The 23,957-nt window shown below is 40.6% G+C and carries 26 protein-coding genes; 17 read left to right on the forward strand and 9 right to left on the reverse strand.

Annotated features, from left to right (window positions below):
• The first annotated feature begins 7 nt into the window (after nucleotides 1-7).
• The 8 genes from secY to rplQ all read left to right on the forward strand — a co-directional run bounded on the left by secY (nucleotide 8) and on the right by rplQ (nucleotide 4,849).
• Nucleotides 8-1,387 (forward strand): preprotein translocase subunit SecY, encoded by a 1,380-nt coding sequence (gene secY, locus FUA25_RS10380; protein ID WP_147756835.1) that lies wholly within the window; start codon nucleotides 8-10, stop codon nucleotides 1,385-1,387.
• Nucleotides 1,388-1,395: 8 nt separating this feature from the next.
• A complete protein-coding gene (gene infA, locus FUA25_RS10385; RefSeq protein ID WP_147756836.1) occupies nucleotides 1,396-1,611 on the forward strand; it encodes a translation initiation factor IF-1 in 216 nt (71 codons plus the stop codon).
• Between the two features lie 138 nt (nucleotides 1,612-1,749).
• A complete protein-coding gene (rpmJ, locus tag FUA25_RS10390; RefSeq protein WP_007839480.1) occupies nucleotides 1,750-1,866 on the forward strand; it encodes a 50S ribosomal protein L36 in 117 nt (38 codons plus the stop codon).
• Nucleotides 1,867-1,869: 3 nt separating this feature from the next.
• Nucleotides 1,870-2,247, forward strand: coding sequence for a 30S ribosomal protein S13 (gene rpsM / locus FUA25_RS10395; protein WP_147756837.1), 378 nt, complete (start codon nucleotides 1,870-1,872; stop codon nucleotides 2,245-2,247).
• A gap of 15 nt (nucleotides 2,248-2,262) precedes the next feature.
• Nucleotides 2,263-2,652 carry a 30S ribosomal protein S11 gene (gene rpsK / locus FUA25_RS10400; RefSeq protein ID WP_147756838.1) on the forward strand — a complete coding sequence of 130 codons (390 nt, stop codon included), beginning with the start codon at nucleotides 2,263-2,265 and terminating at the stop codon, nucleotides 2,650-2,652.
• A gap of 19 nt (nucleotides 2,653-2,671) precedes the next feature.
• Nucleotides 2,672-3,280: a 30S ribosomal protein S4 gene (rpsD, locus tag FUA25_RS10405; RefSeq protein ID WP_147756839.1), complete on the forward strand. Its 609-nt coding sequence runs from the start codon at nucleotides 2,672-2,674 to the stop codon at nucleotides 3,278-3,280.
• A 30-nt stretch (nucleotides 3,281-3,310) separates the two neighbouring features.
• Nucleotides 3,311-4,306 (forward strand): DNA-directed RNA polymerase subunit alpha, encoded by a 996-nt coding sequence (locus tag FUA25_RS10410; RefSeq protein WP_147756840.1) that lies wholly within the window; start codon nucleotides 3,311-3,313, stop codon nucleotides 4,304-4,306.
• A 6-nt stretch (nucleotides 4,307-4,312) separates the two neighbouring features.
• Entirely contained in the window at nucleotides 4,313-4,849 is a 537-nt protein-coding gene (rplQ, locus tag FUA25_RS10415; RefSeq protein ID WP_147756841.1) for a 50S ribosomal protein L17, read from the forward strand.
• 227 nt (nucleotides 4,850-5,076) lie between these two features.
• Here rplQ and FUA25_RS10420 read toward each other — a convergent pair whose 3' ends face one another.
• Nucleotides 5,077-5,430, reverse strand: coding sequence for a hypothetical protein (locus FUA25_RS10420; protein WP_147756842.1), 354 nt, complete (start codon nucleotides 5,428-5,430; stop codon nucleotides 5,077-5,079).
• A 174-nt stretch (nucleotides 5,431-5,604) separates the two neighbouring features.
• On the opposite strand from FUA25_RS10420, the gene eno reads away from it, so the two are divergent.
• The gene (gene eno / locus FUA25_RS10425; protein WP_147756843.1) at nucleotides 5,605-6,900 is read left to right on the forward strand and encodes a phosphopyruvate hydratase; all 1,296 of its coding nucleotides are present in this window, start codon (nucleotides 5,605-5,607) and stop codon (nucleotides 6,898-6,900) included.
• A gap of 77 nt (nucleotides 6,901-6,977) precedes the next feature.
• Entirely contained in the window at nucleotides 6,978-8,264 is a 1,287-nt protein-coding gene (locus FUA25_RS10430) for a citrate synthase (RefSeq protein ID WP_147756844.1), read from the forward strand.
• An 85-nt stretch (nucleotides 8,265-8,349) separates the two neighbouring features.
• Here the strand turns inward: FUA25_RS10430 and FUA25_RS10435 are convergent, their stop codons facing one another.
• Nucleotides 8,350-8,715: a DUF2200 domain-containing protein gene (locus FUA25_RS10435; protein ID WP_147756845.1), complete on the reverse strand. Its 366-nt coding sequence runs from the start codon at nucleotides 8,713-8,715 to the stop codon at nucleotides 8,350-8,352.
• Between the two features lie 267 nt (nucleotides 8,716-8,982).
• Between FUA25_RS10435 and FUA25_RS10440 the strand changes: the two genes are divergently transcribed.
• Nucleotides 8,983-9,897 (forward strand): dimethylarginine dimethylaminohydrolase family protein, encoded by a 915-nt coding sequence (locus tag FUA25_RS10440; protein ID WP_147756846.1) that lies wholly within the window; start codon nucleotides 8,983-8,985, stop codon nucleotides 9,895-9,897.
• A gap of 14 nt (nucleotides 9,898-9,911) precedes the next feature.
• Here FUA25_RS10440 and FUA25_RS10445 read toward each other — a convergent pair whose 3' ends face one another.
• A complete protein-coding gene (locus tag FUA25_RS10445; protein WP_147756847.1) occupies nucleotides 9,912-10,574 on the reverse strand; it encodes a copper homeostasis protein CutC in 663 nt (220 codons plus the stop codon).
• A gap of 73 nt (nucleotides 10,575-10,647) precedes the next feature.
• Here FUA25_RS10445 and ctlX point away from each other — a divergent pair, with 73 nt between their 5' ends.
• A complete protein-coding gene (ctlX, locus tag FUA25_RS10450; RefSeq protein WP_147756848.1) occupies nucleotides 10,648-11,571 on the forward strand; it encodes a citrulline utilization hydrolase CtlX in 924 nt (307 codons plus the stop codon).
• A gap of 90 nt (nucleotides 11,572-11,661) precedes the next feature.
• Here the strand turns inward: ctlX and FUA25_RS10455 are convergent, their stop codons facing one another.
• From FUA25_RS10455 to recJ, 4 genes are all read right to left on the reverse strand, one after another.
• A complete protein-coding gene (locus FUA25_RS10455; protein WP_147756849.1) occupies nucleotides 11,662-13,971 on the reverse strand; it encodes an outer membrane beta-barrel family protein in 2,310 nt (769 codons plus the stop codon).
• Between the two features lie 347 nt (nucleotides 13,972-14,318).
• Nucleotides 14,319-14,660: a DUF3817 domain-containing protein gene (locus tag FUA25_RS10460; protein WP_147756850.1), complete on the reverse strand. Its 342-nt coding sequence runs from the start codon at nucleotides 14,658-14,660 to the stop codon at nucleotides 14,319-14,321.
• A gap of 6 nt (nucleotides 14,661-14,666) precedes the next feature.
• Nucleotides 14,667-15,251 carry a nicotinate (nicotinamide) nucleotide adenylyltransferase gene (nadD, locus tag FUA25_RS10465; RefSeq protein WP_147756851.1) on the reverse strand — a complete coding sequence of 195 codons (585 nt, stop codon included), beginning with the start codon at nucleotides 15,249-15,251 and terminating at the stop codon, nucleotides 14,667-14,669.
• A 50-nt stretch (nucleotides 15,252-15,301) separates the two neighbouring features.
• Nucleotides 15,302-17,014 carry a single-stranded-DNA-specific exonuclease RecJ gene (gene recJ, locus FUA25_RS10470; protein WP_147756852.1) on the reverse strand — a complete coding sequence of 571 codons (1,713 nt, stop codon included), beginning with the start codon at nucleotides 17,012-17,014 and terminating at the stop codon, nucleotides 15,302-15,304.
• Between the two features lie 315 nt (nucleotides 17,015-17,329).
• Here recJ and FUA25_RS10475 point away from each other — a divergent pair, with 315 nt between their 5' ends.
• Both FUA25_RS10475 and FUA25_RS10480 read left to right on the forward strand, forming a co-directional pair.
• Nucleotides 17,330-18,037 (forward strand): ferritin-like domain-containing protein, encoded by a 708-nt coding sequence (locus tag FUA25_RS10475; RefSeq protein ID WP_147756853.1) that lies wholly within the window; start codon nucleotides 17,330-17,332, stop codon nucleotides 18,035-18,037.
• Between the two features lie 35 nt (nucleotides 18,038-18,072).
• The gene (locus FUA25_RS10480; RefSeq protein ID WP_147756854.1) at nucleotides 18,073-18,888 is read left to right on the forward strand and encodes a ferritin-like domain-containing protein; all 816 of its coding nucleotides are present in this window, start codon (nucleotides 18,073-18,075) and stop codon (nucleotides 18,886-18,888) included.
• Nucleotides 18,889-19,015: 127 nt separating this feature from the next.
• On the opposite strand, the gene FUA25_RS10485 is transcribed toward FUA25_RS10480, so the two are convergent.
• Complete coding sequence (locus FUA25_RS10485; protein ID WP_147756855.1) at nucleotides 19,016-20,638, reverse strand: ABC-F family ATP-binding cassette domain-containing protein; 1,623 nt, start codon at nucleotides 20,636-20,638, stop codon at nucleotides 19,016-19,018.
• Between the two features lie 166 nt (nucleotides 20,639-20,804).
• Here FUA25_RS10485 and smpB point away from each other — a divergent pair, with 166 nt between their 5' ends.
• The 3 genes from smpB to FUA25_RS10500 all read left to right on the forward strand — a co-directional run bounded on the left by smpB (nucleotide 20,805) and on the right by FUA25_RS10500 (nucleotide 23,589).
• Complete coding sequence (smpB, locus tag FUA25_RS10490; protein ID WP_147756856.1) at nucleotides 20,805-21,263, forward strand: SsrA-binding protein SmpB; 459 nt, start codon at nucleotides 20,805-20,807, stop codon at nucleotides 21,261-21,263.
• A gap of 77 nt (nucleotides 21,264-21,340) precedes the next feature.
• Nucleotides 21,341-22,759, forward strand: a complete 1,419-nt coding sequence (locus FUA25_RS10495) for an OmpA family protein (RefSeq protein ID WP_147756857.1) — start codon at nucleotides 21,341-21,343, stop codon at nucleotides 22,757-22,759.
• Between the two features lie 89 nt (nucleotides 22,760-22,848).
• Complete coding sequence (locus FUA25_RS10500) at nucleotides 22,849-23,589, forward strand: YebC/PmpR family DNA-binding transcriptional regulator (RefSeq protein WP_147756858.1); 741 nt, start codon at nucleotides 22,849-22,851, stop codon at nucleotides 23,587-23,589.
• A 42-nt stretch (nucleotides 23,590-23,631) separates the two neighbouring features.
• Here the strand turns inward: FUA25_RS10500 and FUA25_RS10505 are convergent, their stop codons facing one another.
• A complete protein-coding gene (locus FUA25_RS10505) occupies nucleotides 23,632-23,922 on the reverse strand; it encodes a GNAT family N-acetyltransferase (RefSeq protein WP_147756859.1) in 291 nt (96 codons plus the stop codon).
• Between the last annotated feature and the right edge of the window lie 35 nt (nucleotides 23,923-23,957).

The raw sequence follows: 23,957 nt of genomic DNA on the forward strand, positions 1-23,957 counted from the left end.
ATTACGAATGAAAGAATTTATACAAACCCTAAAAAATATTTGGAGTCTTAAAGAATTAAGAGAAAAAATTCTTTTTACACTTGGGTTGATTCTAGTGTATAGGTTCGCATCTTATATTTCCTTGCCTGCCATTAATATGGCAGAAGTAGGAAGCCTTTTGGAAAACTATCAGAAACAGGGCGGTAACAAGCAGGGAGCAGGTCTTCTTGGTTTGCTTTCGTCGTTTACAGGTGGTGCATTCAGCAGGGCTTCTGTTATGGCGCTCGGTATTATGCCCTACATTTCGGCATCGATTATAGTTCAGCTGATGGGAATGGCAATTCCTTATCTGCAGAAACTTCAGAAAGATGGCGAAAGTGGCAGAAACACCCTGAATCAGATTACAAGATGGTTAACCATCGCAGTGTGTCTGGTGCAGGCTCCGTCATATTTAACCTCTATCACCCAAATGTTCCTGCCATATGAGCAGTTTCATTCCGCTTACTTTATTGACCCGAACTCCATTATGTTCTGGCTTCCGAGTATTGTGATTTTGGTTGCAGGATCTGTATTTGCAATGTGGCTCGGTGAAAAAATTACCGATAAAGGAATCGGAAACGGTATCTCAATCCTGATCATGGTAGGGATTTTGGCAGATTTGCCAACCTCTTTCATCCAGGAAATTGCTACGCAAACAGGAAAAGGTGGGTTAGGGACAATAATGATCCTGATTGAAGTTTTATTCTGGATGGTGGTAGTGCTTTTGGCAATTATGCTATCCGTAGCCGTCAGAAAGATTCCAATTCAGTATGTGAGCAGAGCTCAGGCAAGAGGTGGCGCCAGCAAAAACCTTATGGAAGGAGCACGTCAGTGGATTCCGCTTAAAGTAAATGCAGCAGGTGTAATGCCAATCATCTTTGCGCAGGCACTGATGTTTGTACCCGGTTTGCTTACCAAAGTAGATGATTCCAATACCTTCCTTGCAGGATTTAAGAATGTCTTCAGCTGGCAGTACAATGTATTGTTTGCACTTCTGATCGTTATCTTCTCTTTCTTTTATACCGCGATTACAATTCCGGTAAATCAGATGGCGGATGATTTGAAAAGAAATGGAGGCCTTATTCCGAAGGTTAGACCCGGGAAGGAAACCGCTGATTTCCTGGACGATATTTTGTCCAAAATTACATTGCCCGGTTCAATATTTTTGGCTATCTTTGCAGTCCTTCCGGCATTAGTATACGGAAGCATTGTTCAAACGGACAGGTTTGCCCTGTTTTTCGGGGGTACATCCCTGTTAATCATGGTTGGAGTGATCTTGGATACGATTCAACAAATCAATACGTATTTGCTGAATCACCATTATGATGGCTTAATGCAGTCGAAACTATCCAGAACATCAAACGTTTAATCATATAAATGGCAAAACAAAAACATATTGAGCAGGATGGTGTCATCACGGAAGCACTTTCGAATGCCCAGTTTCGTGTAGAACTGGAGAACGGGCATATCCTTATCGCTCATATTTCCGGAAAGATGAGAATGCATTACATTAAGCTTTTGCCTGGAGATAAAGTGAGACTGGAAATGTCTCCCTATGACTTGTCAAAAGGTAGGATTACTTTTAGATATTAATTTCGGAGCAATCTGGAAATTCTTATATAGAAAACAAAATAAAATCGTCAGATTTTATTCATCATTTAAAATATTTAAACAAAAGGGGATGCGATCGCAGGGATTTCATCTAACCGTTGGAAAATTAACCCAAATCAAATGAAAGTTAGAGCATCTATTAAAAAAAGAAGTGCTGATTGCAAAATCGTTCGCAGAAAAGGCGTTCTGTTTGTAATCAACAAAAAGAACCCAAAATTTAAACAAAGACAAGGCTAAATTATGGCGAGAATTTCAGGTATTGATTTACCAAAAAACAAAAGAGGCGTAATCGGACTTACTTACATCTATGGTGTAGGTAGAAGTACTGCGTCTGGAATTTTGAAGAACGCTGGAATCAGCGAAGACAAGAAAGTCAACGAATGGAATGACGATGAATTGGCAGCAATCAGAAACTACATCACCGAAAACATCAAAGTGGAAGGTGAACTGCGTTCTGAAGTGCAATTGAACATCAAGCGATTGATGGACATAGGATGCCAACGAGGAATACGTCACAGACTGGGATTACCTTTAAGAGGCCAAAGAACAAAAAACAATTCTAGAACCCGAAAAGGAAAGAGAAAAACTGTTGCTAACAAGAAAAAAGCAAGTAAATAATCTTTAGAATTTATTATGGCAAAACAAACGAAAACAGTTAAAAAGAGAAAAGTAAAAGTTGAAGCAATTGGTGAAGCACACATCCAGGCGACTTTCAATAATATTATTATTTCTTTGACAAATAAAAGCGGAGAAGTAATCTCTTGGGCATCTGCCGGAAAAATGGGATTCAGAGGTTCTAAAAAGAATACTCCATTCGCAGCTCAAATGGCTGCAGAAAATTGCTCAACCGTAGCTCACGATGCTGGGCTCAGAAGAGTGAAGGTGTTTGTGAAGGGTCCTGGTGCTGGTAGAGAATCTGCCATCAGAACCATCCACAATTCAGGAATTGAAGTCAGCGAAATCGTAGATGTGACTCCAATGCCACACAACGGCTGTAGACCACCTAAAAGAAGAAGAGTATAATTTTTAGAAATTACCCATTATGGCAAGATATATTGGACCAAAAACCAAGATTGCAAGAAAATTTGGTGCTGCAATCTACGGAGACGACAAAGCCTTCGAGAAAAGAAAAAACCAACCACCAGGACAACATGGTGTTAACAAAAGAAGAGGATCAAAGAAGTCTGAATATGCTGTCCAGTTAATGGAAAAGCAGAAAGCAAAATACACTTACGGTATTTTGGAAAGACAATTTGCTAACTTATACGAAAAAGCGCAAAGAGCAAAAGGAGTTACAGGTGAAGTTCTTTTACAGTTATGTGAATCTAGATTAGACAACGTTGTGTACCGTTTCGGTTATTCAAAAACCAGAGCAGGAGCAAGACAGTTGGTTTCTCACAGACACATCACCGTAAACGGAGAACTGGTAAACATCCCATCATATTTGGTTAAAGCCGGAGATGTAATCGCAATCAGAGAGAAATCAAAATCTCTTGAAATTATTGCTGATTCTCTTGCTCGAAAAGCAAATTATGATTGGTTACAATTCAACGATGAGAAAAAAGAAGGTACTTTCGTATCCGCCCCGGAAAGAATTCAGATTCCGGAAGATATCAAAGAACAGCTTATCGTGGAACTTTACTCTAAATAATTAATCAAATTTTTTGCTCAACCCAACAATATGGCAATTTTACAATTCATAAAACCCGATAAAGTAATACTATTAAACTCCGATAATTTTAAAGGTCAGTTCGAATTCAGACCTTTGGAATCAGGATTTGGTCTTACCATCGGTAATGCATTGAGAAGAGTGTTGCTTTCTTCTCTGGAAGGATATGCTATTTCATCTATCAAAATTGAAGGTGTAGAGCACGAGTTTTCTACCATTCCGGGTGTTATTGAAGATGTTACTGAAATCATTCTGAACTTGAAGCAATTGCGCCTCAGAGCTCAGGACGAAAATCAGGCAAGCGAACAGGTTACCGCTAAAATTTCAGGTCAGTCGCAGATTACTGCGGGTGATTTGGGAAAATCAATTACCGGTTTCGAAGTGCTTAATCCTGATCTGGTCATCTGCAACACTACGAAAGACGTAAATTTCGAGATTACCTTCACTATTGAAAAAGGAAGAGGTTATGTTCCTTCAGAACAGAATAAATCAGCAAATGCTCCCGTTGGAACCATTGCAATCGATTCTATCTTTACCCCAATCAAGAAAGTACAGTACTCGATTGAAAATTATCGTGTAGAGCAAAAAACAGACTACGAAAAACTGGTTCTGGATATTGAAACTGATGGTTCCATCAGTCCTCAGAATGCATTAACTGAAGCTTCCAAGATATTGATTTATCATTTCATGTTATTCTCCGACGAGAGAATTACTTTGGAAACTGAAGCGGTTAAGGCTTCCATCCAGTACGATGAGGAAACTTTACACACCAGACAGCTTTTGAAATCTAAACTGGCAGACATGGATCTTTCTGTAAGAGCCCTGAACTGTCTGAAAGCTGCAGAAGTTGAAACTTTAGGTGAACTGGTTTCTTACAGTAAGTCTGATTTGATGAAATTCAGAAATTTCGGTAAAAAATCTTTAACAGAATTAGAAGAATTAGTGCACGCAAAAGGTCTTAACTTCGGTTTCGACGTTGCAAAATATAAATTAGACGCTGATAAATAAAAAACAATGAGACACGGTAAAAAATTCAATCACTTAGGAAGAACGACTTCACACAGAAGCGCTTTGCTTTCTAATATGGCTTGTTCTCTTATTGAGCATAAAAGAATCAACACTACTGTTGCCAAAGCAAAAGCTTTGAGAGTATATGTTGAACCTATCTTGACGAAGTCAAAAGAAGATACAACACACAACAGAAGAACAGTTTTCTCTTATTTGCAGAGTAAAGAAGCAGTTACTGAATTATTCAGAACAGTTGCTCCTAAAATTGCAGAAAGAAACGGTGGGTATACAAGAATCATCAAAACAGGATTCCGTCAGGGTGATGCTGCCGATATGGCAATGATCGAACTGGTTGATTTCAATGATATCTACAACCCGAACGAAGAAGAGAAAAAAGCGACAAGAAGAAGCAGAAGAGCTTCCGGAGCAAAGAAAACTGAAGCAGTTACTGCTGAAGCAACTGAAACTCCTGCAAAAGAAGAATCAAAATCTGAGGAATCCACTGGAGACGGTGTTGAAACCACACAGAACAAAACTGATTAATACTTTCAGTTATAACTAAAAAAGCCGGTCAGAATCTGACCGGCTTTTTGTTTTGAAATTTTTTGTAACTTATTGAGAGAATTTTTTAATATTTTTTGTAATCTCTCGATAATCTATCACATAATTTGGAGCTGGAAACACATTTCAACTTCTCTCTTATTCTTTCACCTTTTTCTTTCCTCTCTTGCCTTGGCCCTTTTAACTTTTTCCTTGGCTCTTGGCGCCTTCTACTGTCCTCTCGCCTTTTTCAGAGAAATCACATTCGTTCCCTGCGTAATCGTAATAATTGAATCAGCAGATTTTGCTTCGATATCGTAATTTCCGTAAACAGTACCATCCGGGGTTACTTTCTTTTCCGGAAGGTTGATGGTTTTGTTATTGCTGCGGATGCTGATGGTGTTACCTTTATCGGTTTTGCTGAAAGTGACCAAGGCTGAGGAGCCGTCATCGCCAACATACCGTAAGGTTTTCCCGGTTTCAGCAGAAGTGGAAACCGTTGCTTCGGTTTTTACAGGATTTTTTTTGCAGCTTAAAGTAAAGCTCAGCACAACAGCAGAAGCAAGGTAAATTAATTTTTTCATGATCAGTGATTTTTTGGTCAGGTAAATTTACGATTTGTTTTCAGAAATCTGAAAATCATCTATAATTAACGATAATTTAACGCAAACCACACTAAAATCCTCAGCGGAATGCCCGTGAATTTATTCAATTTTAACTAAATTTGTACTCCATTACAATAACCCAAAAAATTAAAAATGAGTTACATTTCTTACATTGAAGCCAGACAGATCCTTGATTCCCGCGGAAATCCTACAATTGAAGTTGATGTATTCACCGAAAGCGGTGCAATGGGCCGTGCAGCCGTTCCTTCAGGAGCGTCTACAGGCGAACACGAAGCGGTTGAACTGCGCGATGGCGGTTCCGATTATATGGGCAAAGGAGTACTGAAAGCAGTGGAAAATGTAAGAGAAGTAATTGCTCCCGAGTTGGTGGGACTTCCGGTGTATGACCAGAATTTCATCGATCAGATCATGATCGAACTCGACGGGACAAAAAATAAAAGCAGTTTAGGCGCAAACGCAATTTTGGGCGTTTCCCTGGCAGCAGCCAAAGCAGCAGCTACAGAACTGAAAATGCCGCTTTATAAATATGTGGGTGGTGTAAATGCAAACACCCTTCCTGTTCCCATGATGAATGTCATCAATGGCGGTTCGCATTCCGATGCGCCCATCGCTTTCCAGGAATTTATGGTGATGCCCGTAAAAGCAGATTCCTTTTCTCATGCTTTGAGGAAAGGAACCGAGATTTTTCACAGTCTGAAATCCATTCTTCACTCCAGAGGTTTATCAACTGCAGTAGGTGATGAAGGTGGTTTTGCTCCGAAATTCGCGGGAACTGAGGATGCACTTGATACTTTGCTTCAGGCCATCGAAAAAGCCGGTTACAAACCGGGTGACGATGTAATGATCGCCTTGGACTGTGCCGCTTCAGAATTTTACAAGGATGGAACTTACGATTACAGGAAATTCCAGAATCCTGAATCAGCACAGTTCAGCAGCAGTGAACAGGTTTCATATCTTGCAGAATTGGCTTCAAAATATCCGATCATCTCCATTGAAGATGGGATGCATGAAGATGACTGGGCTGGCTGGAAAATGCTTACTGATAAAATCGGTGACAGGGTGCAGCTTGTAGGCGACGATTTATTCGTAACGAATGTGGAAAGGCTTTCAAGAGGAATTAACGAAGGTATCGCCAACTCAATTTTAGTGAAAGTAAACCAGATCGGTACCCTTTCAGAAACGATGGCTGCCGTGCAGATGGCACAGCACAACCGCTACACTTCAGTAATGTCTCACCGTTCAGGGGAAACCGAAGATGCTACGATCGCCGATTTGGCAGTTGCCATGAACTGCGGTCAGATCAAGACCGGTTCAGCTTCCCGTTCAGACCGGATGGCGAAATACAACCAGCTTTTAAGAATTGAAGAAGCGTTAGGTGAATCGGCAATCTTTCCCGGAATGGATACTTTTAAAGTAAAGAGATCATAGATAAAATTAATGAGTATCGGCATTAATCACTTGCCGCTCTCTATCAATATTCATAAATTAGTAAAAAATTAAAAATAATGTCAGATAACAAAGTTGTATTGAACTATGACGGAAAAGCTTTTGAATATCCAATCATAGATAGCACGATCGGTGACAGAGGAATCGATATTTCTAAATTAAGAGACCAGACCGGTTTGATTACATTGGACCTTGGATATAAAAATACAGGTGCCACCTTAAGCGACATCACTTACCTTGATGGAGACAACGGTGAACTGTATTACAGAGGTTACCCGATTGAACAGATCGCTGAAAAATCAAACTTCACCGAAGTGATGTATCTTTTGCTTCAGGGCGAACTTCCGAATAAAGACCAGTTCGCAAATTTTGAAGGCGGAATCAAGAAATATAATTTCGTGGCCGACGAAATGAAGAAGATTCTGGACGTGTTCCCACGCTCAGCTCACCCTATGGGAGTGCTTTCTTCATTAACTTCTGCTTTAACGGCATTTAACCCGAAAGCAGTTGATGTTTCTTCAAAAGAAGACCTCGACCATGCTGCAGAAATGCTGATCGCTAAGTTCTCTCACCTTTGTGCGTGGACGTATAGAAAGAAACTGGGTCTTTCCATCAACCATGGAGACAACAGCCTGAATTATGTGGAGAACTTCTACAAAATGTGTTTCAGACGTCCGAATGTGGAATTCGAACTGGATCCCGTTGTTGTAGGCGCTTTGGATAAATTACTGATGCTTCATGCAGATCACGAACAGAACTGTTCAACCTCTACTGTAAGAATGGTGGGTTCTGCACATACAGGCCTTTTTGCTTCGGTTTCCGCAGGTATTTCCGCTCTTTGGGGCCCGCTTCACGGTGGTGCCAACCAGGCAGTGATCGAAATGCTTGAAATGATCGAGCAGGATGGAGGAGACGTGGCAAAATATGTTGAAAAAGCCAAAAACAAAGACGATAACTTCCGTTTGATGGGCTTCGGACACCGTGTTTACAAAAACTTCGACCCAAGAGCTACCATCATCAAGAAAGCGGCAGACGATATTCTGAACTCACTCGGAATTGAGGATAAAGCTTTGGACATCGCCATGCAGCTTGAAAGAGTAGCACTGGAAGATGAATACTTCGTAAGCAGAAAGCTTTACCCGAACGTAGATTTCTATTCCGGAATCATTTACCGCGCTTTGGGAGTTCCAACCGAAATGTTTACCGTAATGTTCGCATTGGGAAGACTTCCGGGCTGGATCTCGCAGTGGAAAGAAATGCGACTTCACAACGACCCGATCGGAAGACCGAGACAGGTATACCAGGGCGCTACAAAACGCGACTATATCGATTTAAGCGCAAGATAATTCCTGCGGATATATACAAATCCTCCCAATTGGGAGGATTTTTTTTGAAAGGAAGACCCGGGAACTGAAGGATTTGCAGGTCACATTATTCAGCCCGTAATATCTTTTCCATTTTCTGTCCTTTCGCGAGTTCATCCACAAGTTTGTCCAGGTATCTCACCTTTTGGGTCAAAGGGTTTTCGAGTTCTTCCACGCGGTAGCCGCAGATGGTACCGGTGATCAGCCTCGCATTCGGATTTAAGTTGGCCTCGCCGAAGAACTCTTCAAAAGTCGATTTCTTTCCAATTTGAGCCTGAATATTTTTCTCATTATAGCCGGTCAGCCATTCAATGACCTGATGGAGTTCTTCTTTGGTCCGTCCTTTTTTCTCAACTTTTACCACGTAATGCGGATAAACCGACGCGAAAGTCATTTTCGAGATACGTTCATCGTGGTGGGCAGTGCTGTTCATGATATTTTTATTTAAAGATAATACATTTCTTTTTTAAGTGCTGTGTACAGCCACCTTTAACGGAGAAAAAAGTGCCTGATACCGGGCGGAACCAGGCTTCCTGCTGTATGAGTTCAATGTCCCTGCCTTGTGCCGGTTCAATGACAGGCTTGCCGTTTCACGATGATAAGGCTGCTGTTGTTGAAGGGCCCGGTTTGCGTTTGGAATAACCTGCCCAAAATTTTCACCGTATGCGCCGTTTGTTTATATTTGTAATCATCTACTTTTATGAAGTTAAACATCAACAACGAAACAGGCCTTCTAAAATCGGTGGTCCTCGGAATGCCTAATTCCATGGGACCTGCCCATTCTCTTGAAGAAAGTTACGACGCCAAGTCCTACCATTCCCTTCAGAACGGAATCTATCCGAAGGAAGAAGACATCGTTCATGAGATGACGGAATTTGAAAACGTGCTGAAGAAGCATGGCGTAGAAGTCTTCCGTCCGCACATGATCGAAGGATACAACCAGGTCTTTGCGCGCGATGTCGCTTTTGTAATCGAGGATAAGATGATCATTTCCAACATCATCCAGGAACGGTACAATGAGCAGGATGCGTACCGGAAAATCTTTGCAAGGGTGGGCTGGAAGAAGATCATCAACCTTCCGGATTCCGCTCATATCGAGGGGGGCGACGTAATTGTATGGAACGACTTCCTCTTCATCGGTACCTGTTTTTCTGAAGATTACCGGAATTTCAAGACTGCCAGAACCAATGAATACGCCATTGAGATCCTGAAGGAATACTTTCCGAAGAAGCGGATTATTGATCTTGAACTGAAAAAGAACGATACCAATCCGTTCGAGGGAATCCTGCACCTGGACTGTACCTTTAATCCCATCGGCAAAGACAAATGCATTATTTATAAAGACGGTTTCGTGGATGAAAGCGATTACCGCCTGCTCATCGACATCTTTGGGGAGGAAAACTGCTTCCATGTCACGCAGCAGGAAATGTTCGAAATGAATCCCAATATATTCTCCATCTCTCCTGAAATTGTGGTTTCAGACCGGTCCTTTACCCGAATGAACAATCACCTGCGCAATGAGTGGGGCATGACGGTGGAAGAGATCCCGTACCGGGAGATATCCAAAATGGGTGGTTTGCTGAGATGTTCAACCTTACCTCTGGTCCGGGAATAAGAGATTGGCAGGATTCAGATGCTCAATCTTTTCAGTTTTTTAATTTCATCATCAGTCGCCCACGTGTTATACTTGAGTATTGCCGAAGAGTGAAAGCTCGTTCCGCCCGTGAATTCTCTGAGTTCAGCAATGTTTTCTGAACGCACGCCACCGCCGATGAGGATCTCGATCTGATCTGAATATTTGGCGACGAGGTCTTTAAGATTTTCCTTTCCTTCCATAGCAGAGGATTTACCGCCGGAAGTCAGCACGCTTTTAAAACCCAGCTGTATTAAAATTTCAATGGATCTATTCAGGTCTTTGGTGCGGTCGAAAGCACGGTGAAAAGTACAGGGCGTGTTGCCGGCAAGGGTCAGAAGCTCGGCATTTTTCTCAACATCAATTTCGTTGTGCGCATCCAGGATGCCGAAAACAAACCCGTCTGCACCGGCTTCCCGGAAAGTGATGATGCTGGTCTTCATTTCTGTGAATTCCGCTTCTGAGTGAAAAAAGGAACCACCTGTCGGCCGGATCATCACGTAGATAGGCGTTTTATAATTCCTTTTCAGATATAAGAATTCGTGAAAATCGGGCGTCGTACCGCCGGCTTCTATATTGTGGCAGAATTCGATCCGGTCTGCCATTGATTTCAGGGCAATTTCAGCAGAAGTGATCTCAAAACAGGCAATTTCTAACATGAGTCTTTTTATTGTCTATAAATTTAAGTAATTTTGTTCAATAGCAGATTAATACTAAACAAAACTACCGTTCATGCAAACAGCTAGTACTGTTCTGATGGTTGAACCGATTGCCTTCGGATACAACGCGCAGACCGCCAAGAATAATTATTTTCAGGTAGAGCAGAAAGAGGCCGACATCCAACAGAAAGCACTGGAAGAATTCACCAATTTTGCCGAAAAACTCAGAAATAAAGGAATCAACGTTATTACCGTTAAAGACACACTGGAGCCCCATTCACCGGATTCTATTTTCCCGAATAACTGGGTGAGCTTCCACAGCGACGGAACGGTGGTTCTGTACCCAATGTTCGCTCCGAACAGAAGAGTGGAGCGCCGCCGGGATATTTTGGAAACCCTCAAAAATGAAGGTTTCGGAATCAAGGAAATTGATGATTTTTCGCATTTCGAAAACGAAGAGAAATTTCTGGAAGGCACAGGCAGTATGATTTTCGATCACGATCATAAAATCGCGTACGGTTCTGTTTCACTGCGGCTGGACGAAGAACTTTTCCGTAAATTCTGTACAGAATTCGGTTTTACACCGGTGGTTTTTCACTCCTTTCAAACTGTAAATGAACAACGGCTTCCGATTTATCACACGAATGTGATGATGTGTGTTGCTAATCAGTTTGTGGTGATTTGTCTGGAATGTATTGATGATGAACTGGAGCGCGAAAAAGTGCAGGAAGTCATTAAATCTACCGGCAAGGAAATCATTGAGATCACTGAAGAGCAGTTGCAGCAGTTCGCCGGAAACATGCTTCAGGTTCAAAACAACAACGGTGAGAAATTTCTGATCATGAGCCAAACTGCTTACAGATCATTAACAGAAGAACAAATTCAAAAGATCGGTAAATATTGCGAAATTATTTATTCGGATTTAAATACGATTGAAGTAAACGGCGGCGGCAGCGCAAGATGCATGCTGGCTGAAGTTTTTTTACCGAAGAATTAAGTTTAAGAAATAAAATCCCTACAATCGAAAAGCCACAGCAATTGCTGTGGCTTTTCTTAACAAAAATTTAATTTAGATATGTAGTTTTACTTATCTCGTTCTGGATTTTATTTCATCTGATGCATTTTCTATGTTTCTTATTTTTTTTACTTTCTGGTTCCCGAAGTTGTACACAATGCTGGCTCCGATGCTTTGTCGGTAGCTGTCATTCTTTACATAATTATAATTTCCGTTTGCCTGATAATCTTCGATTTCTACAACGTTTGTTCTTAAAAGATCATTTACATTAACGCTGAAAGTCCAGTCGTTCCATATTTTTTTGATGCTCAGGTCCAGGCTTGAAAGGTTTCTCAACATTCCGAGTTCAATCTGCTGCTTGTCCACATAAAAGAAATTTACGCCTGCAAACCATGTTTTTTTCTCGTCTAACCTGATGTTGTTATTGGTCTGTACAACAAAACTCGTAGAATTCGTATTGTTCGCATATGTTGGGAAAACATCTCCGGTCGTAGGATCAACGCTCAGGCTTCCTTTGTTTCTGTTGTGCTGAACTCCGATATTGAAATTGGTTGTAAGTGCCTGTTTGAAAAAGGATTTCTGCATTCCGATCATTGCTGCCATTTCCTGCTTGTCTCCAAAATTCGTTCTGATGTACCGCAGCTGCTGGAATTTATCGATGATCTGGTTTCCGTTCGGATCCAGAACCGGAGTTCCGTCTGCATTAACTCTTAATTTTTCCATGGTTCTCTGCAAAGGCACCTGCGTAATGACATCTTTGAAAAGTGAGTGACTGAGGATAAGGAAATAGGAATTTTTAAACATATACGTCAGTTCCTGGTTGTAGGTAGACGAAGCTTTTACAAAAGGATTGTTTTGGGTGTAGTTGTTCTCTGTCAGGATATTTTTAACCGGATTGATTTCCCAGAAACTCGGTCTTCTCATTCTGCTGGAGAAGGCATAGGAAATATTATTTTTATCATTGATGGCATAGTTAAGGCTCAGATAAGGAAGAATATTGCTGTAATCTCTTTCAATTCTTCTGAGGCTTGGATCCTGAGCATTGTCGGAGGTTCCTGTACTTTTGGTAATTTCATAACGCGACCCTAATTTCCCGGAGAATTTTTCAGAAAGTTTTTTCTCAACCGTGAGGTACATTCCGAAGATGTTTTCATCGTATAGGAAATGATTGGGTGTGGAAGTGTTTTCGATACGGTTCAAAGTGCCGTTGGCATTGTAAATATAGTCAGAGGTAATGTTTTTGGTATCATTATCCGTTTTGGTCTTGTTGAAGTTCCCACCGACTGAAACAGTCAGGTCTTTCTTGAATTTCTGAATGTAATCTGCCATTCCTGAGAAATTATTGATGAGCTGAGGCAGGTTTTGATACACATACTGGAGCCGTTGCCCGTCAATACCGTTTGCCGTGGACTGGAATGTGTTGTTGTCAGTAGCCTGAAATCTTTTAAAATTAAGATAAGCAGCGTTCAGATTCAGTTTGCTTCCCAAACTGTCGGTTTTCAGTTCGTAATTCAGGTTGAAATTATTGTTGTAAGAACGCGCATCTTCCAGGTTCCGTGATTGGGTATATTCGGTTTCCCAAACATTGTCGGCATTCAGATTCCTGATCGTATTGAAGAGACTGATACTGGAATCATAACTTCTGTTCGCTGAAGTGTTCCAGGACAGCGCCATACTTGAGTTGTCGTTTAGCTGATAATCGATATTCAGATAACCGCCTAAATTTTTGTTCGGATCGTTAATATCGCCAACAGATTCATTGGTTGCAGTACTGCTTCCGTTCCGTAAGACATAGGATTGGGGCTGAATATTGTCGCTCCCGTATAAATTTGCGGCAATTCCGAGTTTGTCTTTTCTGTAGTTGGCGGAAAAACTTGCAGAACTGTTCACAAACTTGTTTACAGAACTTGCCATCCTCATATTGCCGTTAAGTCCGTTTGTCATTTTTTTCTTCAGGACGATATTGATGATCCCGTCGGAGGCTTCCGCCTGAAATTCGCTTCCGGGCATCGTAATCACTTCTATTCTCTGAATATTTTCAGCCGGAGTGTTTTTCAGGAACTGCGCCATCGATTCGGCGTCAAGATTGGATTTTCTTCCGTCAATATAAATAATGGCATTGCTTTTCCCTGCAATTTTCAGTGTACTGTCGTCCGTTGAAGACAGCAATGGAGTCTGTTTCAAAAGATCAAATGTGGTGTTCCCTTTGGCAACCGGCGATGCTGCAACATCGTACACAAAACGGTCGCTGAGTTTTTTGAAAACCTTTTTGGTCATCGTTACTGATTTGATTTCCTGAACCTTTTCGGAATCGGCCTGTTTTTCCTGCGCAAAAACGACGACACCGGAAAGAAGCGACAGGGAAATGATTAGTTTTTTCATGATTTAATTTTTTTTGAAAAGAAAAAGAAAGAAGCCGGTTTTAGTTTTGTGACTTGGTTATCAGTTTTTCGCCTCTTTCTTTTCTTCTGTAATGAGTTTTTTGTGGTTTTAGTTTTTACTTGAATATTACATTGCAAAGATATGTTAATAATTTAGTAATATGCAATACAAAGTAGTGAATAAATTTAATTTTAACATTTAACGATCTGGTTATCAGTTTAAAAAATTTTAAATTAATTTTCTGACCTCGATTAATTAGACACCAGTGAACACAGAAATGTTACATCATGAAACAAAAAAAGAGCAGAAATTTCTGCTCTGATTATTAATTGTCTGTAATTAACTGCTTATTCCCGGTCGAAACGCGCCAGTTTTTTGTCGACCCAAATGGTTGCGAAAGGAAAGAAAGCCGAAAGCAGCGCAAAAACAAAATCCTCATCATCCCAACTGTAAATTTCTCTTGCAGGAAGCAAAAGCAGAAGATACAGCGTAAAAAATAGTCCGTGGATATTTCCGATGATGATGATGAAAATCAGTGCGAAATTCTCTTCCGGGTAATAACGTTTCAGCGGAATGGCGATCAGGTAAAGCAGGAAACAGGTGATTCCTTCAATGAGGCACACCTTTTTAAACCAGTTCATGATTTTTTCCTGAGGATATTTTGCGAAAAATTTATCGATGAAGTTCATATTGTTTTATTTGTAAAAATTACTTCCGTCCAGATATTCAAAAACTTCAGGAGGAAGCATTGGGCGGACATTTTTCCCTTTTTTGATCATCTCCCGGATTTCCGTTGCCGAAAGTTCAATAACCGGCGCATTGATAAGGGAAATATTTTCGTGCTGCAGATATTGATGTTCTTTTTTTTCGCCTGCAAAAGTTCGGGGATACACAATGATCTGATGGTTTTTAATCAGTTTGTCTGAGTTTTTCCATTTGGCGAGTCCGTCCAGATTGTCTTCGCCCATGATCAGAGCAAACGTATATTCCGGATATTTTTCGTGAAGGTAAGTTAAAGTGTCAATGGTATAACTTGGCTGTGGCAGCGAAAATTCCACATTCGATGCCCGCATTTTCGGGTAATTTTTAACCGCCAGCTGCACCATATCAAGCCGGTTGTGGTCCTTCAGCAATGATTTTTTTTCTTTGAATGGATTCTGAGGACTCACGACAAACCACAGTTCCTCCATATCTGAATTTTCCAGAATATAATTCGCCAAAATTAAATGGCCGATATGAATGGGATTGAAACTTCCGAAAAACAGTCCGATTTTTTTCATAAAGAATTCAGAAAATAGGAATTGGATGAGTTTTAATGAATGATTTAGGGTTAGTCCAGAAATTTTACATCGCGGATGTTCAGAAAGTATGTTACATTGCCTTTCCAATGATTTTCTTCGGCAGTAAAAGCAATGTCAAAGGATTTTTCCCGGAAAAGATCCGCATATTTTCCCAGTTTGAAACCAAGGCACTCAATATTTCTGCCGGTAGACTCCTGTTTGATGTAAAATTTCAGATGGCCTTCATCTTTGCCCATTGTTTTCACATACCCTGCAACTTTCTGATTTTTAAGGACCAGAACGGGTTTCATATTGTGCGGCCCGAACGGTGCAAGTTTCCGGTGGAAATTAAAGAAGTCCTTGTTCAAATCATCAATGTCAACAATTGAATCAATCGTGATGCTCGGTTCCTTCTGATGTTCCTGAATTTTTTCTGAAACCACCTTCTCAAACCTTGCCCTGAATTGGTCAAATTTATCTTTTTCCATCGAAAGTCCGGCTGCAGCAGGGTGTCCACCGAATTTCAGGAAAAAATCTGAACAGGTTTCCAACGCGTCGTGCACATCAAAATCAGCAACCGACCTCGCGGACGCCACCATTTCTCCGTTGTTGCCGTCCGTGAAAACCAGAGTTGGTTTATAATAGGTTTCGGTGAGTCTTGAGGCCACAATTCCGATCACCCCTTTGTTCCAGCCGGAACCGTAAACGATTGTAGTATAATTATTAAGCTGACCGGTGGCTTCTACCTGAAGTAACGCTTCAGTCGTGCTGCTCATATCCATTTCGCGGCGGGAATCGTTGAGGGTGATAATATCGCTGACAATCTGCTGCGCCTGCTTCAGATTATCTGATACCATCAATTCCACCGCGGCTTTTCCCTGAGAAATTCTTCCTGCGGCATTTATTTTGGGCGCGATTTCAAAAACGATATTCGATATTTCAAAAGTCGCCAGTTTATCCTCCGGAATCAGCATCCTCAAACCCAGATTTCTGGATTTTCTTAGAATCTTCAGGCCCTGTTTTGCAAGAACGCGGTTTTCGCCGGTCATTGAAACAATATCGGCAGCGATTGAAATCGCGAGTAAATCGGTAAGTTCAAAAAGTTCGGCTTCAGGAATTTTGTAAATGGTGTTAAGACCCTGACAAAGCTTAAAACCAACTCCGCACCCAGAAAGTTCTTTGAACGGATAACGGCAGTCTCTTCTTTTAGGATCCAGAACGGCCACTGCGTCCGGGATCTGTTCACCGGGTAGGTGGTGATCGCAGATGATGAAATCTACGTCAAGACTTTTCGCATATTCAATCTTATCCAGTGCCTTGATTCCGCAGTCCAGTGCAATAATGAGTGAGAAGCCGTTGAGTTTCGCAAATTCAATTCCTTCATTGGATATTCCATATCCTTCAGAATTCCGGTCCGGAATATAAAAATCAAGGTATTTTTTATCTACAATTTTACTTAAATACAGATACATGAGGGCTACAGCGGTGGTACCATCAACGTCGTAATCACCGTATACAAGAATTTTCTGCCCGTTTTCAATTGCTGTCGCAATTCGGTCTACGGCAAGCTGCATGTCTTTCATTAAGAAAGGATTGTGAATATCGTTAAGGTTGGGTTTAAAGAATTCCCGTGCTTTCTGATAATTGTCAATCCCCCTGAGAACCAGGATTTTGGATTCAAATGTTCCAAAACCGAGTGACGAGCTGATGCCGTCCACGATATCTTCATCGGGTTCGGGTTTATAGATCCATTTTTGACTCATTTTACAAAAATAGGAAAAATTATCAGGTTTTTTCCTCAATTTCCTGATTTTAAAACCTGAAAAATAGGATTGAAATTTCAGAAGTGAATTCCGGTTTTCTCAATTATTATTTTCAATCAGATGGCATTTTCATTCAAAACCTATTAATAAAAACGAAAATAAATTCAATTTTTAAGAATGTTGCTAAAATTTATTGTATTGATTTTAAACCACTTAATGAATGACTTACACTTATTTTCAAAAAATGCAAATCTGAATTTTCGGTTTACTCGTAGTTAGAATTAAGTGACCACTAATCATTAAAAAATCAATATTATGGAAAAAACGATTAATGTATCGAACAAAGGGGCAACTTTGGATACCAACAGAAGAAATTTCTTAAAACTCGGTGGGGTAGGTCTTGTGGTTGCAGGTCTTACTTTAGCCGGCTGCCGCGATGATAATTACACGAATATGAACGACGGGGTCTTCGATCTGGGTAATGGTGATGTCGGAATTCTGAATTATGCCTACGCTTTGGAACAGCTTGAAGCTGATTTTTATACCAAAGTGGTAAATAATTTCTACGCAGGTATTTCAATGGCAGAACAAGAACTTTTCACGGATCTTTACCACCACGAAGTTGTACACAGGGATTTCTTTAAAGCCGCGATCAGTGGGGCGACAAGCCATGTCCTTCCAACTCTGGAATTTAAATATGACGGAGTGGATTTCAATAACAGAAATTCGGTTCTGGCAACAGCAAAAGCACTGGAAGATACCGGTGTTGCAGCTTACAATGGAGCCGGAAAATACATTACCAATCTCGATTATTTAGTAATCGCCGGGAAAATTGTTTCGGTGGAAGCAAGACACGCCTCTGCAATCCGGAATATCATCAATCCGGGATCAGCGGATTTTTCCGGAGATGATGTGATTGATGTAAACGGACTAGACCTTGCAAAAGAACCAAAGGATATCGTAATGGCTGCTGGTGGTTTCTTTAAAACTCCGTTCACGTGGAAAGAGCAGAATATCGGTTAATTTTTCCTTAATTTTTAATTTCAAAAAATAACATTATGAACTTACTTAAAATATTAGATAAACTGTCGGATGATCAATTTTTCACCAATATGACGTCCCGTTCCGGAAGCCTTACTGAAATTTCGAATTTTGGAAAAAAAGCAGCCATTGCAAGTATACCGTTAGGATTGGGGTCTTTTATGGCTACTTCCGCTAAAGCAGAAACAACCAACGCTTCCACCAGTTCTTTTGCACTCGCTACTCCGTTAATTGATGCTTTGCAATTGGCATTAACTTTAGAATATCTTGAAGATGAATATTATGCAACAGGCCTTGCAGCCGGAAGTTTAATTCCAGTGGCCGATAAAGTCGTCTTCACACAGATCGGTAAACATGAAACCGCTCATGTTGCTTTCTTAAAAGCGGCCATCACTTCACTTGGAACCACTCCCGTAGCCAAACCGACATTCGACTTTACTGCGGGTGGAAATTTCCAGCCTTTCACAGATTATCAGCAGTTTTTGGTTCTAGCTCAGGCTTTTGAGGATACGGGCGTTAGAGCTTATAAAGGACAGGCCGGAAATGTGGCATCCAACAAAGCCATTTTGCAGGCAGCGTTACAGATTCATTCCGTGGAAGCAAGACATGCGTCTCAGGTTAGAAGAATGAGAATGAATAAAGGATGGATAGAGCTTTCAAACGGTGGAAACATGCCAGCAGCAACCGATGCAGTGTATGCCGGTGAAGGTAACACGAACCAAGCAGGATTTAATACAGCTGCTCTTTTTGGCGCTGCGGCAGGATCTGCGGCTTATGATGAAGTGCTATCAGGAACCGACGCAGCTGCAATTGCAGGGCTCTTCATCGTTTAAAACGTTAAATAAATTTTTTCATCAAAACCTTTCAATCCCATTGAAAGGTTTTTTATTTAATCTATAAAAAAATAAAACCGCTCATAAATTGAGCGGTTATATTAATTATCAGAGTGAGTCTTCCTGTTTAGGAATACATTTGCTCCTGAAGTTCTTTTACTTTTTTATCAGCCAGGTATTCATCGTAGGTCATTTCACGGTCAATGATTCCTTTTGGAGTCAGTTCAATTATCCTGTTACAGACCGTTTCAAGCATTTCGTGGTCATGAGAAGCCAAAAGCAGAGTTCCTTTGAAACTGGTGAGGGAATTGTTCAAAGTCGTAATACTCTCCAGATCCAGGTGATTGGTAGGTTCATCAAGAAGAAGGACGTTGGCCCGCTGCAGCATCATTCTTGAGAACATGCAGCGCATTTTTTCCCCTCCCGAAAGAACGGTACATGATTTTAAAGCTTCATCTCCGGAGAAAAGCATTTTCCCTAAGAATCCTCGCATGTATTCTTCGTGACGCTCATCATCATTTTTGGTGTACTGACGGAGCCAATCGACTAAATTAATGTCTTCCTGAAAGAAACTGGTATTGTCCAAAGGCATATAAGACTGGTTGGTGGTTATTCCCCAGTTAAATGTGCCTTTATCTGCCTGCGTATTTCCGCCCAGAATCTCAAAAAACTCTGTAATTGCCAAACTGTTTTTGGAAAGGATAGCGACTTTATCACCTTTTTTCAGATTAAGATTGACATTGGAGAATAAAAGTTCGCCGTCTTTCGTTTTTTCAAGATCCTTGATTTCCAGAATTTGATCTCCGGCTTCCCTTTCAGTGTCGAAAATAATCGCCGGATAACGTCTGGAAGTAGGCTTGATGTCTTCGATATTCAGTTTATCGATCATTTTCTTACGAGCGGTGGCCTGTTTTGCTTTTGCTACGTTGGATGAAAATCTTGCAATGAAGTCCTGAAGTTCTTTTTTCTTTTCTTCTGCTTTTTTATTCGCCTGCTGACGCTGACGGGTGGCTAATTGCGACGCCTGATACCAGAAAGAGTAGTTTCCAGTGTACAGGTTCAATTTAGAGTAATCCAAATCGGCAATATTCGTACAGACTGTATCAAGGAAGTGACGGTCATGTGATACTACAATCACGGTGTTTTCGTAATCCGCAAGGAAATCTTCGAGCCATGCAATGGTTTCGATGTCAAGGTCATTCGTAGGCTCATCCAGAATCAGTACATCCGGATTTCCGAACAGGGCCTGAGCAAGAAGAACTTTTACTTTGTTCTGATTCTCGAGCTCTCCCATCATCTGGTAATGCATTTCGTCCTTAATTCCAACGTTTGAAAGCATGGTCATGGCATCCGATTCAGAATTCCAGCCGCCCATTTCGTCATAAATTACGCCGAGTTCTCCCGCTTTAATACCGTCTGCATCTGAGAAATCCTCTTTTGCGTAGAGCGCATCCATTTCCTCTTTAATATCAAAAAGTTTTTTGTTTCCTCTTAAAACGGTATCCAGAACGGTGTAACTGTCGTAAGCAAAGTGATCCTGCTCCAGTACCGACATTCTTTTGCCAGGTTCAAGTGATATATTTCCTGTAGTTGGATCCTGTTTGCCGGTGAGTATTTTAAGGAAAGTGGATTTTCCGGCACCGTTTGCACCGATAATTCCGTAGCAGTTCCCTTTGGTAAACATGATGTTTACATCATCAAACAGAACTCTTTTCCCGAATTGTAATGATAAATTAGATACTGTTAACATATAGTTTTGTAAATTTGCTGCAAAAATACGAAAAGAATTCGGGTTTTATATAATCCCAGAAATCCTTGTTTGGAAGATCCGCTTGAAATATCACGGTCAGAATTTAAGAGATTTTAATATTCGTTGTCATAAATTTAAGAAATCACTACCCGTCGGCAGACATCTTATGAAAATAGAAAAATCAGTTACGATCCTTAATAAGCGCGCACGTTTTGAATATGAACTTCTGGAAGAAACGGAGGCGGGAATGGTGCTTACCGGAACTGAAATTAAATCACTGCGTTCCTCTAAAGCCAGTATTACTGAGTCTTTTTGCCAGTTTATAGACGGAGAGCTGTATATCATTAATATGATGATTGATGAATATAAGCTTGGAACTTTTTACAACCATAAAACAAAAAGGGAACGAAAACTGCTACTGCATAAAAGAGAACTGCAGAAATTTGAGAAAAAGCTTAAAGATGCGGGCAATACAATTATCCCATTAAAACTATATATCAATAATAATGGTAAGGCAAAGGTTTTGATCGCTTTAGCCAGAGGAAAAAAACTCTTCGACAAGAGGGAAAGTATAAAAGACAGAGAAAATAAAAGAAATCTCGACAGAATATTAAAGAAAAGTTAAAAAAACACCAAAAAACTTTGTTTATAAAGAAAATTTATATTTATTTTGCAATATCAATTATTTAATCATTTAATTCTATGAAAAATCTAAAATTAGGAATTTCAGCATTGGCACTAACTGTTGCCTCTACTGTATTCGCACAGACTACCACTAACCCGTGGCTTATCGGGGTGGGTGCTCACGCGGAAAATCACGTAGCGGCTGGAGGAAAAGTAGGCGATGTTTTTTCTACTGCTTTCGGCGGTAAAGACATGGGAGAATTGTACAGTATCAATAACTTTACGATAACTCCACCATTATCCAAACTTACTGTAGCAAGAAACCTGATGAAAGGTTTGGTTATTGACTGGCAAACAACAGTTGGAAACGTGGATAACAAGAAATTGGGCATGGGTAAAGAATTCATGTTGATGACAGGACTAGGTCTTCAGTGGAAAGCGAATATGCTTTGGAATGAAGAGTCTTGGTTTGACCCATATGTAAGAGTTGGGGCTAACTATCTTAGACATGATTATTCAGGTGTTGCTGCTGCTATAAATGCAGATGGAGAAAATATTGGTGCTAACCACTTTACTCTTGCAACTGGTATCGGATCTAATTTCTGGATTACTAAAAGTTTCGGTGTTGGTGTTCAGGGAGATTATGTATCCACCCCTACTGACAAATCTACTGCAGCTAACTTCTGGCAGGCAGGTGCTTCTCTATTGTTCAGATTCGGACAGAGAGACAGAGATAAAGATGGTATCTTAGATAAAGATGATTTATGTCCGGATACACCAGGTTTACCTGAGTTCCAGGGATGTCCTGATACTGACGGTGACGGAATTCCAGACAAAGATGATCAATGTCCAGAGGTTGCCGGTCCAGTTGAAAACCAAGGTTGTCCTTGGCCAGATACAGACGGAGACGGTATCGTAGATAAAGATGATGCTTGTCCTACAGTTGCAGGTCCAGCTGAAAACAATGGTTGTCCTTGGCCAGATACAGACGGAGACGGTATCCTTGATAAAGATGATGCTTGTCCTACAGTTCCTGGATTAGCTCAATACAACGGTTGTCCTAAACCTAAAACACAAACTGCTATTGAAGTGGAAGGAGAATTGAAAAATATCTATTTTGATTTCAACAAAGCTACAATCAAGGCTGAGTCAGCTTCAAGATTAGATGCTGCTTCTACAATTATCAAAAACGACGGAGGTAATTATTTACTAGAAGGTCAAACTGATAAAAAAGGTTCTGAGGCATATAACCTAGACCTTTCAAGAAGAAGAGCTGCTGCTGTAGTTGCTGCTTTAGATGCAAGAGGTGTTGACGCAAGTGCACTTAAGTCAATTGGTGTTGGTGAAGCGAAAGCTGTAATTTCGGAAAGCGCTTCAGATGCAGAAAGACAACAAGACAGAAAAGTTGTTGTAAGAGCGATCGAAGATGCAACTGAGTGGTCAACTTATCAGAAGTCTGACGTTCCAGTAAAAGCTCCGGCTAAGAAAAGAAAATAATACATTTTTCTAAATATTTAAACACCCTCATTTCGAGGGTGTTTTTTTATGTACAAATTTGTATTTTTGCTGTCATAAAATAAATAATTATGGGACGCGCATTCGAATACAGAAAAGCATCAAAGATGGCCCGCTGGGATAAAATGGCCAAAACGTTTTCAAAAATTGGTAAAGACATCGCACTGGCAGTGAAAGCCGGTGGGCCGGATCCGGACACTAACCCTGCACTGAGAAGATGCATTCAGAATGCAAAAGGTGCAAACATGCCGAAAGACAATGTAGAAAGAGCAATCAAAAAAGCAAGCGGTGCCGATGCAGAGAACTATGAAGAGATTAATTATGAAGGTTACGGACAGGGTGGTGTAGCATTTTTCGTGGAATGTACTACTAACAATACGACCAGAACTGTCGCAAATGTTAGAGCGATTTTCAATAAATTCGACGGTAACTTAGGGAAAAACGGTGAACTCGCCTTTGTTTTTGACCGTAAAGGGATATTCTCCCTCGATAAGTCAAAGATTAAAATGGATTGGGATGATTTCGAAATGGAAATGATTGATGGAGGTGCCGAGGAAATCGACAGTGATGATGAGGAAGTCATGTTAACGACTGCGTTCGAGGATTTCGGAGCCCTTTCCCATAAACTTGATGAACTGGGTATAGAAGTAAAGAGTGCGGAACTCCAGAGAATTGCCAACAATACCAAAGAAGTTACCGAAGAACAGTTTAAAGCTAACATGAAAATGCTCGACCGTTTTGAGGAAGATGACGACGTACAGAATGTCTATCACAATATGGAAATTACAGATGAATTAATGGAAAGCCTTTAATTCAAAATGCAAAAAGCTCAAAGATTTCTTTGAGCTTTTCATTTATCGTTGCAGCAGGATATCCTCTACATCGTTCATCCTGTTCATGACGCTTCTGGCATACGAACAGTGCGGATAAACCTTCCAGTTGTTCTCTCTCGCAAATTTCAGTGCTTCCTCTACCAGATATTTGCCCATTCCTCGGCCTTCAAATTTGGGATGAACCAAAACAAAGGAAATGATCATTTTATTTTCCTCCGGAAATATGGTATACGTCAGTCTGCCAACTTCATCCGTTTCATTATTCAGCGTAATAACCCCTCCGTTTCCTGATTTATTGTTGTCATATTTCATTATCGTACTTTTTTAGATACCTAAATGTACATAAA

Source organism: Chryseobacterium sp., assembly GCF_008014695.1.
Classification (GTDB): domain Bacteria; phylum Bacteroidota; class Bacteroidia; order Flavobacteriales; family Weeksellaceae; genus Kaistella.

Coding starts and splice junctions, on each gene's coding strand:
- secY (WP_147756835.1), top strand. CDS start 8: ATGAAAGAATTTATACAAACCCTAAAAAATATTTGGAGTCTTAAAGAA.
- infA (WP_147756836.1), top strand. CDS start 1,396: ATGGCAAAACAAAAACATATTGAGCAGGATGGTGTCATCACGGAAGCA.
- rpmJ (WP_007839480.1), top strand. CDS start 1,750: ATGAAAGTTAGAGCATCTATTAAAAAAAGAAGTGCTGATTGCAAAATC.
- rpsM (WP_147756837.1), top strand. CDS start 1,870: ATGGCGAGAATTTCAGGTATTGATTTACCAAAAAACAAAAGAGGCGTA.
- rpsK (WP_147756838.1), top strand. CDS start 2,263: ATGGCAAAACAAACGAAAACAGTTAAAAAGAGAAAAGTAAAAGTTGAA.
- rpsD (WP_147756839.1), top strand. CDS start 2,672: ATGGCAAGATATATTGGACCAAAAACCAAGATTGCAAGAAAATTTGGT.
- FUA25_RS10410 (WP_147756840.1), top strand. CDS start 3,311: ATGGCAATTTTACAATTCATAAAACCCGATAAAGTAATACTATTAAAC.
- rplQ (WP_147756841.1), top strand. CDS start 4,313: ATGAGACACGGTAAAAAATTCAATCACTTAGGAAGAACGACTTCACAC.
- FUA25_RS10420 (WP_147756842.1), bottom strand. CDS start 5,430: ATGAAAAAATTAATTTACCTTGCTTCTGCTGTTGTGCTGAGCTTTACT.
- eno (WP_147756843.1), top strand. CDS start 5,605: ATGAGTTACATTTCTTACATTGAAGCCAGACAGATCCTTGATTCCCGC.
- FUA25_RS10430 (WP_147756844.1), top strand. CDS start 6,978: ATGTCAGATAACAAAGTTGTATTGAACTATGACGGAAAAGCTTTTGAA.
- FUA25_RS10435 (WP_147756845.1), bottom strand. CDS start 8,715: ATGAACAGCACTGCCCACCACGATGAACGTATCTCGAAAATGACTTTC.
- FUA25_RS10440 (WP_147756846.1), top strand. CDS start 8,983: ATGAAGTTAAACATCAACAACGAAACAGGCCTTCTAAAATCGGTGGTC.
- FUA25_RS10445 (WP_147756847.1), bottom strand. CDS start 10,574: ATGTTAGAAATTGCCTGTTTTGAGATCACTTCTGCTGAAATTGCCCTG.
- ctlX (WP_147756848.1), top strand. CDS start 10,648: ATGCAAACAGCTAGTACTGTTCTGATGGTTGAACCGATTGCCTTCGGA.
- FUA25_RS10455 (WP_147756849.1), bottom strand. CDS start 13,971: ATGAAAAAACTAATCATTTCCCTGTCGCTTCTTTCCGGTGTCGTCGTT.
- FUA25_RS10460 (WP_147756850.1), bottom strand. CDS start 14,660: ATGAACTTCATCGATAAATTTTTCGCAAAATATCCTCAGGAAAAAATC.
- nadD (WP_147756851.1), bottom strand. CDS start 15,251: ATGAAAAAAATCGGACTGTTTTTCGGAAGTTTCAATCCCATTCATATC.
- recJ (WP_147756852.1), bottom strand. CDS start 17,014: ATGAGTCAAAAATGGATCTATAAACCCGAACCCGATGAAGATATCGTG.
- FUA25_RS10475 (WP_147756853.1), top strand. CDS start 17,330: ATGGAAAAAACGATTAATGTATCGAACAAAGGGGCAACTTTGGATACC.
- FUA25_RS10480 (WP_147756854.1), top strand. CDS start 18,073: ATGAACTTACTTAAAATATTAGATAAACTGTCGGATGATCAATTTTTC.
- FUA25_RS10485 (WP_147756855.1), bottom strand. CDS start 20,638: ATGTTAACAGTATCTAATTTATCATTACAATTCGGGAAAAGAGTTCTG.
- smpB (WP_147756856.1), top strand. CDS start 20,805: ATGAAAATAGAAAAATCAGTTACGATCCTTAATAAGCGCGCACGTTTT.
- FUA25_RS10495 (WP_147756857.1), top strand. CDS start 21,341: ATGAAAAATCTAAAATTAGGAATTTCAGCATTGGCACTAACTGTTGCC.
- FUA25_RS10500 (WP_147756858.1), top strand. CDS start 22,849: ATGGGACGCGCATTCGAATACAGAAAAGCATCAAAGATGGCCCGCTGG.
- FUA25_RS10505 (WP_147756859.1), bottom strand. CDS start 23,922: ATGAAATATGACAACAATAAATCAGGAAACGGAGGGGTTATTACGCTG.